General features: G+C 69.4%; 10 protein-coding genes. 7 read left to right on the top strand and 3 right to left on the bottom strand.

The window, feature by feature from the left end:
• Positions 1–111 precede the first annotated feature (111 nt).
• The 6 genes from AB0M27_RS13880 (at position 112) to AB0M27_RS13855 (ending at position 8048) form a co-directional block, all read left to right on the top strand.
• A complete protein-coding gene (locus tag AB0M27_RS13880) occupies positions 112–1083 on the top strand; it encodes a hypothetical protein (RefSeq protein WP_365721237.1) in 972 nt (323 codons plus the stop codon).
• Positions 1084–1120: 37 nt separating this feature from the next.
• On the top strand, positions 1121–2230 hold the full coding sequence (gene chvE / locus AB0M27_RS13875; RefSeq protein ID WP_365721235.1) for a multiple monosaccharide ABC transporter substrate-binding protein: 1110 nt from the start codon (positions 1121–1123) through the stop codon (positions 2228–2230).
• A gap of 46 nt (positions 2231–2276) precedes the next feature.
• Complete coding sequence (gene mmsA / locus AB0M27_RS13870) at positions 2277–3827, top strand: multiple monosaccharide ABC transporter ATP-binding protein (RefSeq protein ID WP_365721233.1); 1551 nt, start codon at positions 2277–2279, stop codon at positions 3825–3827.
• Positions 3824–5068, top strand: coding sequence for a multiple monosaccharide ABC transporter permease (mmsB, locus tag AB0M27_RS13865; protein WP_365721231.1), 1245 nt, complete (start codon positions 3824–3826; stop codon positions 5066–5068). Before mmsA ends, mmsB begins: the two co-directional genes overlap by 4 nt.
• A gap of 57 nt (positions 5069–5125) precedes the next feature.
• Positions 5126–6289: an aldose epimerase family protein gene (locus AB0M27_RS13860; protein WP_365721229.1), complete on the top strand. Its 1164-nt coding sequence runs from the start codon at positions 5126–5128 to the stop codon at positions 6287–6289.
• A gap of 121 nt (positions 6290–6410) precedes the next feature.
• A complete protein-coding gene (locus AB0M27_RS13855; protein ID WP_365721227.1) occupies positions 6411–8048 on the top strand; it encodes a histidinol-phosphate transaminase in 1638 nt (545 codons plus the stop codon).
• Between the two features lie 567 nt (positions 8049–8615).
• Here AB0M27_RS13855 and AB0M27_RS13850 read toward each other — a convergent pair.
• A complete protein-coding gene (locus AB0M27_RS13850) occupies positions 8616–9266 on the bottom strand; it encodes a DUF4360 domain-containing protein (protein WP_365721225.1) in 651 nt (216 codons plus the stop codon).
• Between the two features lie 129 nt (positions 9267–9395).
• The gene (locus AB0M27_RS13845; protein WP_365721223.1) at positions 9396–9854 is read right to left on the bottom strand and encodes an Rrf2 family transcriptional regulator; all 459 of its coding nucleotides are present in this window, start codon (positions 9852–9854) and stop codon (positions 9396–9398) included.
• 76 nt (positions 9855–9930) lie between these two features.
• On the opposite strand from AB0M27_RS13845, the gene AB0M27_RS13840 reads away from it, so the two are divergent.
• Entirely contained in the window at positions 9931–12885 is a 2955-nt protein-coding gene (locus tag AB0M27_RS13840) for a beta-galactosidase (RefSeq protein ID WP_365721221.1), read from the top strand.
• Here the strand turns inward: AB0M27_RS13840 and AB0M27_RS13835 are convergent, their stop codons facing one another.
• Entirely contained in the window at positions 12886–14406 is a 1521-nt protein-coding gene (locus AB0M27_RS13835) for an alpha-N-arabinofuranosidase (protein WP_365721219.1), read from the bottom strand. It abuts the gene before it with no gap.
• Between the last annotated feature and the right edge of the window lies 1 nt (position 14407).

The raw sequence follows: 14407 nt of genomic DNA, 5'->3' as shown, positions 1-14407 counted from the left end.
CGGCGCCCTGACCGGCGTACCACCACGGCCGTTTTTTCGCAGCGCCACCCAGGCCGTGTTCCGCTCCGAGCCGCGAACCTCGTCCGAAATACCGAACACGAAGGACAGCTTGTGACGACCGACGCTTCCGCCGCGGCGGCCCGCCGACCCGGTGAGCAGGCACTCACCGCCCTCGGCCTGGGCGCGCCCGCCCTCGACCCCGCCGACGCCTCCGCGCACAGCTTCCCCGACGGCGGCCGCTGGCGCACCGAGATCCCCTCGTGCGAGGGTCCCGAAGCGCTGGCGGTCGTCCTGAAGGAGTCCTCGCGCCTCGACGTGCCGATCCACCGGATCAGCCAGGGCAGCGGCGTGTGGATGCTCACCGACGCCGAGATCACCGAGATGGTCGAGGCCACCGCCGAACGGGACATCGAACTCTGCCTGTTCACCGGCCCGCGCGGCACCTGGGACATCGGTGGCTCGGTGCGCTCCGACTCACGGGGGGCCGGACTGCGCGCACGCGGCCACGACGCCGTCGCCGGCTGCGTCGAGGACGCCGTACGGGCCACCGAGCTCGGCGTCAAGTGCCTGCTGGTCGCCGACGAGGGCGTGCTGTGGACCCTGCACCGGGCGCGGGAGAACGGCATCATCCCGGCCGACACCACGCTGAAGGTCTCCGCGCTCATCGGCCCCGTCAACCCGGCCTCGTACGCCGTCTTCGAGCGGCTCGGCGCCGACTCCGTCAACGTGCCCAGCGATCTGACGCTGGACCACCTCACCGAGATCCGCCGGGTCTCCGCCGCCCCGATGGACATGTACATCGAGGCCCCCGACGACCTGGGCGGCTATGTGCGGATGTACGAGGTCGCCGAGCTGATCCGGCGCGGCGCCCCGCTCTATCTGAAGTTCGGTCTGTCCAAGGCGCCCGGCATCTACCCGTGGGGCACCCACCTCCGGGACGTGACCCTGGACACCGCCCGGGAGCGGGTGCGGCGCGGCCGGCTCGCCCTGGACCTGCTCGCCCGGCACGGCGCGGACGGCGACATGGCGCCGCTCGGCTCGCGGCTGCCCGGACCGCTCCACCGCTTCCCCAGCAACGCGTGACCCCACTCAACGACGAAACGAACAAGGACGGATCACCATGCGCAACCGCAGAGCCGCACTCACCGCCATAGCCGGAGCCGCCTCGCTCGCCCTGGCCCTGACCGCCTGCGGGCAGAGCGGCTCGGGTGGCAGCAAGGAGAAGACGAGCGACGTCAAGGGCGCCACCATCGGCATCGCCATGCCCACCAAGTCCTCCGAGCGCTGGATCGCCGACGGCAACAACGTCGTCAAGAACCTCCAGGCCAAGGGCTACAAGACCAAGCTGGTCTACGGCGAGGACGACCCCGACACCCAGGTCTCACAGATCGAGAACCTCATCACGCAGGGCGTGAAAGGCCTGATCATCGCGGCGATCGACAACAAGTCGCTGAACAACGTGCTCCAGGAGGCCAAGGACGCGAACATCCCGGTCATCGCCTACGACCGGCTGATCCTCGGCACGCCGAACGTCGACTACTACGCCTCCTTCGACAACGAGAAGGTCGGCGTCCTGCAGGGCACCTACATCGTGCACAAGCTCGGCCTGGACAGCGGAAAGAAGGGCCCGTTCAACATCGAGCTGTTCGCGGGCTCCAACGACGACAACAACACCAAGTACTTCTTCGGCGGCGCGATGAAGGTGCTGCAGCCGTACATCGACAAGAAGCAACTGGTGGTCAAGTCCGGCCAGACCGCGCTCAACAAGGTAACCACCCTGCGCTGGGACGGCACCACCGCGCAGAAGCGCATGGAGGACATCCTCACCTCCGCCTACAAGAGCGGCCGGGTCGACGCGGTGCTCTCGCCGTACGACGGCATCTCCATCGGCATCCTGTCCGCGCTGAAGTCCGACGGCTACGGCTCGGGCAGCAACCCGCTGCCGGTGATCACCGGCCAGGACGCCGAGCTGGCCTCGGTGAAGTCGATCATCGCCGGTCAGCAGACACAGACCGTCTACAAGGACACCCGGCAGCTCGCCAAGGTCGCCTCCACCATGGTCGACGACGCCCTGAAGGGCAAGAAGCCGCAGGTCAACGACACCAAGACGTACAACAACGGCAGCAAGGTCGTCCCGGCCTACCTGCTGCAGCCGGTCAGTGTCGACAAGAGCAACTACCAGCAGGTCCTGGTCGACGGCGGCTACTACACCGAGTCCGAGCTGAAGTAACCCGCCCCGATTCCCTCCTGATTCCTACGGATTGGAAGGCACGACCATGGCGGGACCCGTCCTGGAAATGCGCTCGATCGTCAAGACCTTTCCCGGTGTCAAGGCGCTGTCGGACGTCACCCTGACCGTCCGGCAGGGCGAGGTCCACGCCATCTGCGGGGAGAACGGCGCCGGAAAGTCCACCCTGATGAAGGTGCTCTCCGGCGTCCATCCCCACGGCAGTTACGAGGGGGACATCCTCTTCGAGGGAGAGCTCTGCCGGTTCCGCGACATCCGGGCGAGCGAGCACCGCGGCATCGTCATCATCCACCAGGAACTGGCCCTGGTGCCGCACCTGTCCATCGCGGAGAACCTCTTCCTCGGCAACGAGCACGCCACGCGCGGGCTCATCAACTGGCGCGAGACCCTGCGCCACGCCACCGAGTTGCTGCGCCGGGTGGGACTGCACGAGCACCCGGAGACCCGCGTCGCCGACATCGGCGTGGGCAAGCAGCAGCTCGTGGAGATCGCCAAGGCGCTCTCCAAGCAGGTGAAACTGCTCATCCTGGACGAGCCGACGGCAGCCCTGAACGACGAGGACAGCGGCAAACTCCTCGATCTCATCCTGGAGTTGAAGAACCAGGGCATCACCTCGATCATCATCTCCCACAAGCTCAACGAGATCCGCAAGGTCGCCGACTCGGTGACGATCATCCGGGACGGCCGGTCCATCGAGACCCTCGATGTGAAGGCGCCGGAGACCACCGAGGAGCGGATCATCGCGGGCATGGTCGGCCGCGACCTCGACCACCGCTTCCCCGAGCGCACCCCGCACCGGCCGGAGGAGGGCGCGGCACCCGCGCTGGAGATCCGCAACTGGACCGTGCACCACCCCATCGACCAGCAGCGCAAGGTGGTCGACGACGTGTCGATCGAGGTGCGCCGCGGGGAGATCGTTGGCATCGCGGGCCTGATGGGCGCCGGCCGCACCGAACTCGCGATGAGCGTCTTCGGCCGGACGTACGGCCGGTACGCGGGCGGCACGGTCCTCAAGGACGGCCGGGAGATCCGTACGAAGACCGTCGCCGAGGCGGTCCGGCACGGCATCGCGTACGTCACCGAGGACCGCAAGCACTACGGCCTGAACCTCATCGACACCGTCAACCGCAACATCTCGCTGACCGCGCTCGACAAGGTGACCAGGCGGGGCGTGGTGGACGAGCACGAGGAGCGGCAGGTCGCCGAGGGCTTCCGGAAGTCCATGAACATCAAGGCGCCGACGGTCTTCGAGCCGGTCGGCAAGCTGTCCGGCGGCAACCAGCAGAAGGTCGTCCTCAGCAAGTGGATCTTCGCCGGGCCCGACGTGCTGATCCTGGACGAGCCGACCCGCGGCATCGACGTGGGCGCCAAGTACGAGATCTACACGGTCATCGACCAGCTCGCCGCCCAGGGCAAGGCGGTGGTCTTCATCTCCTCCGAGCTGCCCGAACTGCTCGGCATGTGCGACCGCATCTACACGATGGCCGCGGGACGGCTGACCGGTGAGGTGCCGCGGGCCGAGGCCACGCAGGAAGTGCTGATGCGCCATATGACAAAGGACAAAGAGGTAACGCGATGAGCACGGACGTCACCGACAAGAGCCCGGCCGCGGCACCACCGGGCAAGGGCGGATCGACCGCCGGCGAGGGTCTGCTGCAACTGGTGCTCGGCGGCCTGCGCCGCAACATGCGGCAGTACGGCATGCTGATCGCGCTCGGCCTGATCATCGTCCTCTTCCAGATCTGGACCGGCGGCGACCTGCTGCTGCCGCGCAACGTCTCCAACCTGGTGCTGCAAAACAGCTACATCCTGATCCTCGCGATCGGCATGATGCTGGTGATCATCGCCGGGCACATCGATCTGTCGGTCGGGTCACTGACCGCCTTCGTCGGCGCCTTCGCGGCCGTACTGACCGTCCAGCACGGCGTTTCCTGGCCGATCGCGCTGGTGCTGTGCCTGCTGGTGGGCGCGGCGGCCGGCTCGATCCAGGGCTTCCTGATCGCCTATCTCGGCATACCGTCCTTCATCGTCACCCTCGCCGGGATGCTCCTCTTCCGCGGCCTGACGGAGATCCTCCTCAAGGGCCAGACCCTCGGCCCCTTCCCCAACGGCCTGCAGAAGATCGGCAACGGCTTCCTGCCCGAGGTCGGCCCGGACACCAACTACCACAACCTCACCCTGCTGCTCGGCCTGGTGCTGATCGCGGCCGTGGTCGGGCAGGAGTTCCGCGACCGCCGCCGCCAGCAGGAGTTCTCCCTGGACGTCGTGCCGACCCGGCTGTTCCTGCTCAAGCTGACGGCCCTGGTCGCGGCGATCCTCGTCCTCACCCTGCTGCTCGCCAGCTACAAGGGCGCCCCGATCGTGCTGATCATCCTGGGCGTGCTGGTGGTCGGGTACGGCTACGTCATGCGCAACGCGGTCTTCGGCCGCCACATCTACGCCATCGGCGGCAACCTGCCGGCGGCCAAGCTGTCCGGCGTGAAGGACAAGAAGGTCACCTTCTACGTCTTCCTGAACATGGGCGTGCTCGCGGCCCTGGCCGGTCTGGTGGTCGCCGCCCGGTTGAACGCGGCCTCGCCGAAGGCGGGCGTCAACTTCGAACTCGAGGCCATCGCCTCGTCGTTCATCGGCGGCGCCTCCATGAGCGGCGGTGTCGGCACCGTCCTCGGCGCCATCATCGGCGGTCTCGTCCTCGGCGTGCTGAACAACGGCATGAACCTCCTCAGCGTCGGCACCGACTGGCAGCAGGTCATCAAGGGCCTCGCCCTGCTGGTGGCGGTCGGGTTCGACGTGTGGAACAAGCGCAAGTCCGGTTCGTAAGTCAGATCGGGCCCCGCCGCTCGCGGCGGGGCCCCTCCTCTTTCGGGAGCCGCATCCATGGAACTGAACAGACGCACGGTCATCGCGGGAGCAGCCGCGGCGGGCATCGCCGCCACCACCCTCGGCTCGGGCAGCGCCCAGGCCGCGTCCGCTTCGTCAGGGGGTCGCAAACCGGTGAAGGAACTGTTCGGCACGCTCGCCGACGGCACGAAGATCTACCGCTGGTCGCTGGAGAACGGCGGCACGCGGCTGAAGGTCCTGAACTACGGCGGCATCGTCCAGACCCTTCAGGTCCCCGACCGCCGCGGCCACTACGCCAACATCGTGGCGGGCTTCGACAACATCGCCGACTACGTCGCCGAGAGCCCGTACTTCGGGGCCCTGATCGGGCGGTACGGCAACCGCATCGGCAAGGGCCGGTTCACCCTGGACGGCAAGAGCTACCAGCTCTCCGTCAACGACGGCGTCAACAGCCTGCACGGCGGCAAGCAGGGATTCGACAAGCACGTGTGGAACGTCGAGCCGTTCGCCGCGGGCTCCGAGGTCGGCCTCCACCTGCACTACACCAGCGTCGACGGCGAGATGGGCTACCCGGGCACGCTCCAGGCGAAGGTGACGTACACCCTCACCCCGCACGGTGAGTGGCGCATCGACTACGAGGCCACCACGGACAAGGCGACCATCGTCAACCTCACCAGCCACGTCTACTGGAACCTGGCCGGCGAGGGCAGCGGCACGATCGAGGACCACGAGCTCCAGATCGCCGCCTCCCGCTACACCCCCACCGACTCGGGCCTGATCCCGACCGGCGAGCTGGCGAAGGTCGCGGGCACCCCGTTCGACTTCCGCCGGGCCAAGCCGATCGGCCGGGACATCCGCGCCGGCCACGTCCAGCAGGTGCAGGCCAAGGGCTACGACCACAACTGGGCCCTGGACAAGGGCATCACGGCGCGCCCGGAACATGTGGTGACCCTGCGCGATCCGCGCTCCGGCCGCACCCTGAAGATCGCCACCGACCAGCCCGGCCTGCAGTTCTACTCCGGCAACTTCCTCGACGGCACCCTCACCGGCACCGGCGGCCACACCTACCGCCAGGGCGACGCCCTGTGCCTGGAGACCCAGCACTTCCCGGACTCGCCGAACCACGCGGACTTCCCGTCGACCGTGCTGCGGCCCGGGCAGACGTACCGGTCGACGACGATCCACGAGTTCAGCGCCTGACACGGCCCTCAGGGCGTGAACCGCCTCACACCGCAGGTGAGTTGAACGCCACTGCCGTCACCTCCGTATCCAAGGGTGGCCCGTGCTCCCCCGCACGGGCCACCCAGAAACGGAGGTCCCTTTGGCCGGCAACGTCACCTCGTTGTTCCGCGGCACCGCCGCGCACAGCCCCTCCATGGCGGCGCTGACGCGGGAGGGCGGCGACGGAACCGGCCCGGTGGACTTCTGCATCCCCTGCAACCCGTACTTCCCCACCCAGGCCATGTACGACGAGCTGGCGATCCGGCTGCGCGAGATCATCACGTACTACCCGAGCAGCGCCGACACCATCACCGCCGAGCTGTGCGGCCTCCTGCAGCTGCCGCCGCAGTGCGTGGCGATGGGCAACGGCTCCACGGAGCTGATCACCTGGATCGACCACCTCCTGGTCCGCGAGTCCCTCGCGATCCCCGTCCCCACCTTCGGCCGCTGGACCGACCAGCCGATGGAGACCGGCAAGCGGGTCGACATGTTCCCGCTCCAGGAGGCGAGCGGCTTCGCGCTGGACCTGTCCCAGTACGCGGACTTCATCCGCACCCGGGGCACGCGGGTGGCGGTGATCTGCAACCCCAACAACCCCGACGGCGGCTATCTGCGCAAGCAGCAGGTGGTGCAGTTCATGGACGCGATGGCCGACCTGGACCTGGTGATCGTCGACGAGTCCTTCCTGGAGTTCGCCGACGCGGAGGCCGAGCCGAGCGTCGTGCAGGAGGCCATGCTCCGCCCCAACGTCATCGTGCTGCGCAGCCTCGGAAAGAACTTCGGCCTGCACGGCATCCGCTTCGGCTACCTGGTCGCCAACCCGGCGCTCGCGGGGAAGGTGCGCGGGATGCTCCCGAAGTGGAACCTCAACTCCTTCGCCGAGCATGTGGTGTTCATGCTGAAGGAACACGGCCCCGAGTACGCCCAGAGCCTGCAGCAGGTCCGCCGCGACCGCCTGGAGATGGCCAGCCACCTGTCGGCGCTCCCCGGCCTGACGGTCTACCCCTCCCAGGGGAACTTCCTCTTCGTCCGCCTTCCCGTCGGCGCCGAGGGCACGGTGGTCCGGGACCGGATGCTCACCGAGCACCGGATCCTGGTCCGCGAGTGCGGCAACAAGATCGGCTCCTCCAGCCGCTTCCTGAGACTCGTGGTGCGCCCCCAGGTCGACGTGCGTCGCCTGGTGTCCGGCCTGGAGCAGGTGCTCTACGGGTCCAGGAGGGGAGCCGCCGTACCCGAGCTGGGCACCGGGACCAGCTACAGCTCGGGTACGGCGGCGGTGGACCGACTGGTCAGCGAGACCAACGGGAGCGGTATGCGGGTGCCGGCGGCGCCTCAGCCGACGCCCACTCCGATGCCGACGGCACCTCAGCCGGCAGCTGCGGCTGCCCAGCCGTTGCCTGCGGCGCCTCAGCCGATGCCCACGCCACTGCCCGCGGCATCGCAGCCCTTGCCTGCGGTGGCTCAGCCGATGCCGGCTCCGGTCCGGCAACCGATGGTGCCGGTACCGCAGCCGGTGCCGGTGCCGTCGCCGGTACCGGCACCCGTGCCGGTACCGGCGCCCGCTGCCGCTGTCGCGCCTCCTGCGGCTGTCGCGCCTACTCCGCCCGGTGTCCCGGCTCGTGGCGGGCTCACTGCGGCCCAGGTGCGGGGCATGACGGCGCCGGCGACCGACCTGACCCCGGCCCCGGCCACGGGGTGGCCCAATGCGCAGAGCTGGCCGAATGCCGCGGGGGCCTGAGCGAGGGGTGGCTGCGGACCCGTCGTGGCTCAGTGGGCGACTGGCCAGCCGGTGCTCCAGCTCAGCAAGTTGATGCCCAGCTTGGGTGTGCCGTTGTCGTTGCCGTCGTAGCGCGCCGGGGTGTCCGCACAACCCGTCGGCGGGTGAGCCGTCGCCGCATACGCGCGGCGCCCCCGTAGGAGAGAGGTCGGACCCGCGGGCCCCGTCCACTGGCCGCAGACCGCTAAGCCCGCCGCCCCGCAAAACCGATCCGACCGCGCCCCACCGACCGGCGATCGTCACTGAACCCACCGGCGTCCACCACCAGGCATGCGCGCCCCGCCAAACCCACCCGGCGTGCGGGCGAGGCGCGACCGCGCCCTCCGCGGTGCAGGATGCGAACGCGGCCGACCCAAGGGAACAGCGGGCCTGAGCCGGCCACCTTCCCCGGGCCGCCCGCTCGCGGGCCCTCGGCGCAGCCGACGCGTAGCGCCCTTGACGCACCTCGCGGGGTACGACACCGGCCGAAGAAGCGGGCGGCCCCACGGCAACTGAACAGCCCCGGTCGCCGCCCGTTCCCTCCTGGGTCTACCTGTTCGGGCACTCCTTCCATGCCAGGTGGTACACCGTGCTGATGTCCCCGTCCGTGGAGTCCATGGTCATGAAGCTGACCTTGTCCGGGGACTGGGTCCCGGCGTTCACCCGTAGTTCGGTGTTGATGTTGAAGTTGCGCAGTACCCCGCAGGGCGCCCAGACCAGTTGGGCCCAGTCGGTGCTGTCGGTGGCCTGCCAGTCGTCGTTGTAGGAGCCGTTGAAGGGGTGGGTCTTGGGTACGGTCTGCGAGGAGCCCTGGAAGTAGTACGAGGCCTTCTGCGTGGCGCTCGCGCCGGGCTGGAGCGAGAGGAAGCCGCGGTAGTCGGCGCTGGCTATCGCGTAGGTGAAGCCCTGGGGGACGTGAACCACCAGGTTGAGCTGGCAGTTCTTGCGGAAGGCCGTGGGGTCGGAGGTGCCGCCGGCCTGGGCCAGGTAGTCGCTGTAGGTCACCGTGAACGCGGTGTTGTCCGGCGAGACGGCCACCGCGGCCGTACCCGCGGGACAGCCGGAGCCGTTCACCGTCGCCACATCGATGACGATCTTGTCCGGGGGCGGGTTGTCGAACACCGGCGACGAGGACTGAGCGGGTAGCGCGGTGGTGAGGAGGGCGGCTACGGCGCCGCCGAGGAGGAGTCCACCAGCCATCGTTTCTCCTGGGGTCAGGTGTGGGGGGTCTGTGTGGAACCTGTGAAGCGTTCCGCATCGTAGGAAGCCCCCGTCACTCCCGGGAGGGTCAACTCCGGCCATTCACAACCGGCCGTTCACACCTGATCCTTACGGGTTCTCCCAGGCCGCCGGTTCCGCCGCCAGCGCCCGGACGGGCTCCGGCAGCGCGTCCGCCGCGAGGTCGGCGACGGTGACGCCCTCCAGGATCCGGCGGACGTTCGCGCGCAGCGCGATCCACAGCGGAAGAAGGGGCTGTGCGGTGCCGGTGTAGGCGAGGCCCGTCGGGCGTTCGCCGCGGACCGAGACGATCGGGCCGTCCACCGCGCGGATCACGTCGGCGACCGTGACCTCGGCCGCGTCCCGCGCCAGCCGGTAGCCGCCGCCTCCGCCCCGCCTGCTGTCGACGATCCCGCCCCGCCTCAGGTCGCCCAGGATCCCTTCCAGGAACTTGTGCGGGATGCCCTGGGCAGCGGCGATTTCCTCCGCCTTCACCGGGCCGTTACCCTGCCGTACGGCCAGTTCCAGTACCGCCCGTACCGCGTAATCCGCCCGCGCCGAGATCCTCATGGGTCCATTGTGGGGCGTCGCCGCATGGAGAATGGCCTGCACCCGCGCCCCGTAAGATCGCCCGGGAGGATCCACCTTGGCGCTCAGCAGACGTACTTTCAGTGCCCTTGCCGGCTCGACCGCGCTCGGGCTCGCCCTGGGCGGCAGCGGCGGGCCCGGGGCGCCCTCGGCGTACGCGGCGCGCAGTGTGCCGACCGGCCCGGCGCCCGCCCCGCCGAGCGCCGACGGCCGCCGGCACACCATCGGCTACGACCGCTACTCGCTGCTCGTGGACGGCAGGCGGCTGGTGGTGTGGTCCGGCGAGATGCACCCCTTCCGGCTGCCCAGTCCCTCCCTGTGGCGGGACGTGCTGCAGAAGATGCGGGCCCACGGGTACAACGCCGTGAGCATCTACGTGGCCTGGAACTACCACTCCCCCGCACCCGGCCACTACGACTTCACCGGCGTCCGGGACCTGGACCTGTTCCTGCGCACGGCCGCCGAGACGGGCCTGTACGTCATCCTGCGGCCGGGACCGTACATCAACGCCGAGGTGGACGGCGGCGGCTTCCCCGGCTGGCTGACGGCGACGAGGGGGACGGCCCGGACCGACGACCCGACCTATCTGTCGTACGTCGACGAGTGGCTGACCCAGGTGAACCGGATCGCCCGCAGGCATCTGTTCACCCAGGGCACCGGCACGATCCTGCTGTACCAGATCGAGAACGAGTACGACGCTCACGCCGGCGACGCCACCGGCCGGGCCTATATGTCCCATCTGTACAAGAAGGTGCGGGCGGACGGCATCGACGTCCCGCTGTTCCACAACGACAAGGGCAGGAACGGGTACTGGGTGCCCGGCTCGTTCGGCACCGGCGGCGAGAAGGGCGGCTGGCTGTACGGCTTCGACGGCTATCCGTCGCCGTCGCAGACCCCGCCGGACTGGGGGACGTTCGGGCCCGGCGGGGCGAAGGGCGGGGCCAGCGCGTCGCCGTCCACGCCCGGGTTCGTGCCCGAGTTCGGCGGCGGCTGGTTCGACCCGTGGGGCGGGGCCTGGTTCGGCGGCAAGGGGTACGCCGAGTCCCGGCGCACCCGGGATGCCGCGTACGAGCGCCGGTTCTATCTGACCAACCTCGCCAACGGCCTCACCCTGCACAACGTCTACATGACCTTCGGCGGGACCTCCTGGGGCTGGCTGCCCGCGCCGGTCGTCTACACGTCCTACGACTACGGCGCCGCCATCGACGAGGGGCGGAACGTCACCGACAAGATCGCGCCGATGCACCAGCTCGGGCATCTGCTCCAGCGCGTGCCCGACTTCGCCAAGCTGGACCGGGCCGCGGACGTGAAGGCCGCGGGGCTGAAGGTCTACCACCTGACCAACCCCGACACCGGCGCCCACGTCTATGTCGCCCGCAACGACGGCACGGACGCGGTCACCACCGATCTGCCGACCGACGCGGGACGGGTGCACATCACCGTGCCCGGCAAGGACGCCAAGCTGCTCACCACCGGGTTGAAGCTGGGCAAGCGCACGCTGAAGTACTCCACCGCCGAGCCCGTGCTGTGCCTGACGGCCGGCCGGCAGGACGTCGCGCTGTTCTCGGGGCGCCGCGACGAGATGGCCGAACTGGTGCTGAACTGCCCGGCCGAACCGAACGTCATGCGGCTCGACCCGGAGGCCGCCTGGGTCCTCGACGAGGACGAACTGCGGGTGAACGTGCCGCTCGGCGAGGGCGGGCTGACCCGGGTGCTGGTGCAGAAGGGCGAGAGCGAGACCCCGCTGCTGCTGCTCTTCGCCGACGACGCCACCGCCGTACGCCTGTTCCCGTACGACACCCCGTCCGGGACCCTGCTGGTGTACGGCCCGGAGCTGCTGCGCCACGCCGAACTGCGCGGATCCGAGGTCCATCTGACCGGCGACGTCACCGAGATGACCACCGTCGAGGTGTGGGGACCGCGCGGGATCGACACCCTGGTGTGGAACGGCCGCACCCTGCCCACCCGGGTCACCCTCTCCGGCAGCCTGATGACCACCGGCCTGCTGCCCGCCGTCCCCGAGGTGGGGCTGCCCGAGCTGGGCGGCTGGCGGACGCGCACGGAGAACCCGGAGGCCGGACCCGGCTTCGACGACTCGGACTGGAAGATCGCGGACAAGAAGTCGTCGTTCAGCACCACGCCGGTACCCGACGGTCAGCCGGTACTCTTCGCCGACGACTACGGTTTCCACTACGGGGATGTCTGGTACCGCGGCTCCTTCACCGACGCCACCGGCCTGGAGGAGGTCTCGCTCGCCTACAGCACCGGCACGCAGGGCCTGTTGATGGCCTGGCTGGACGGCGAGCCGCTGGGTACCCACCGGATGCCGGTGCCGGACAAGAACACGACCGTACGGAAGGGCAGTTGGACCGACACGGCGGTCTTCCCGGTCCGCGAGCGGTTGCGCTCTCCCGGCCGGCATGTGCTGTCGGTCCTCGTGCGGCCCATGCAGCACGACCAGGACGGCAAGGGGCTCGACACCCACAAGGTGGCGCGCGGACTGACGGCGGCGACCTTCAAGGGCGCCTCGCCCAGGGTGGCCTGGCGGATCCAGGGCGCGGCGGCCCCCGACCCCGTGCGCGGCCCGATGAACAACGGCGGCCTGTACGGCGAGCGGGAGGGCTGGCACCTGCCCGGCTTCCGGGACCACGACTGGGAGAGGGCGACTTTCCCGCGCGCCGCCCGGTACCAGGGCGTGACCTGGTACCGGACGACCTTCCACCTGTCGGTGCCGGCCGACATCGACGCCTCGATCGGCCTGACACTGGAGGACGACCCGTACCGCGCCTACCGGGCCCAGATCTTCCTCAACGGGTGGAACATGGGCCAGTACATCAACAACGTGGGTCCGCAGCACACCTTCGTCCTGCCGAACGGCGTCCTGCGCACCCGTGGCACCAACACCCTCGCGCTGGCGGTTCTTTCGGAGTTCACCACGCTGTCGGGGCCGGGCCGGGTGAGCCTGACGCTGCTCGGCAGGACGAGCGGCGGACTGCCGGTCACGCCGGTCTGATCACGCCAGCCCGATCACGTTCCAGGACAGCGGTTCCAGTACGGCGGTGAGGGTGCCGTCCGCCAGGGCGGTGCCCTCGACCGGGTGCGGGACGACCCGCTCGGGCTCGTCGAGGGTGTTGCGGGCGTCGGGGTCGGCGTCCGCGAGCGCGCTGTGCTCGGTGACGCTCGTCAACTCCAGCCCGTTGAGGGCGACTTCGAGCGGCAGGGCGTCCGTACGGCTGCGGTTGACAGCGAACACCGTGACCGTGCCGTCGGCCGCGCGGACGGCCGTGGCGTGCAGCAGGTCCGTCTCGCCGTACTTCCTCGTCTCGTACGTCGGCGAGTCCACCCGCACGTCGAGGACCTCGCCCCGGCCGTACTTCGACGCCTGGGCGAACGGGAAGAACGTCGTCTGCCGCCAGGCCGGGCCGCCCGGCTCGGTCATGATCGGGGCGATCACGTTGACCAGCTGGGCGAGGCAGGCGACGGTGACGCGGTCGGCGTGCCGGAGCAGGGCGATGAGGAGCGAGCCGAAGACGACGGCGTCCGTGACGCTGTAGTTGTCCTCCAGCAGCCGCGGCGCCTCGGGCCAGTCCGACTGGTCGAAGGTCTTCGCGTGCTCCTCCCAGCGGGAGAGGTACCAGACGTTCCACTCGTCGAAGGAGAGGTTGATCTTCTTCTTGGACTTGAGCTTCGCGCCGATGTGGTCGGCGGTGGCGACCACGTTCTCGATGAAGGACTCCATATCGACGGCCGAGGCGAGGAAGGAGTCCACGTCCCCGTCGGTGGGCTCGTAGTAGGCGTGTAGGGAGATGTGATCGACCAGGTCGTACGCCTCCTGCAGGACGGTCGCCTCCCACTCGGCGAAGGTGGGCATGGCCTGGCTGGAGGAACCGCAGGCGACGAGTTCGACGCCCGGGTCGGCCTGGCGCATGGCCCGAGCGGTCTCGGCGGCGAGCCGGCCGTACTCCTGTGCCGTCTTGTGGCCGGTCTGCCAGGGGCCGTCCATCTCATTGCCGAGGCACCACAGCCTGATCCCGAAGGGCTCCTTGTCGCCGTGGGCCGCGCGGAGGTCGGAGAGGGCGGTGCCGAAGGGGTGGTTGGCGTACTCCTGGAGTTCGAGGGCCTCGGCTACGCCGCGGGTGCCGAGGTTGACGGCCATCATGGGTTCGGCCTGGGGACCGAGCTTCTTCAGGAACGCGATGTACTCGGACAGTCCGAAACGGTTGGTCTCGGTGGAGTGCCAGGCGAGGTCGAGTCGGCGGGGGCGGTCTTCGACGGGGCCGACCGAATCCTCCCACTTGTAGCCGGAGACGAAGTTGCCGCCGGGGTAGCGGATGGCGGTGACGCCGAGTTCGCGGACCAACTCCAGAACGTCGGTTCGCAGTCCGGCCTCATCCGCCGAGGGGTGGTCGGGTTCGTGGATACCGGTGTAGACGCAACGGCCCAGGTGTTCCACGAAGGACCCGAAGATCCGGGCGTTGACCTGGCCGACGGTGAAGGCGGGATCGAGGGTGAAGCGGGCGGTGCTCTTGCTCATG

This window comes from Streptomyces sp. NPDC052107 (assembly GCF_040680215.1).
Lineage (GTDB): Bacteria > Actinomycetota > Actinomycetes > Streptomycetales > Streptomycetaceae > Streptomyces.
Note: the sequence above shows the minus strand (reverse complement) of the source record. Positions and strands in the feature narration are given on the sequence as shown.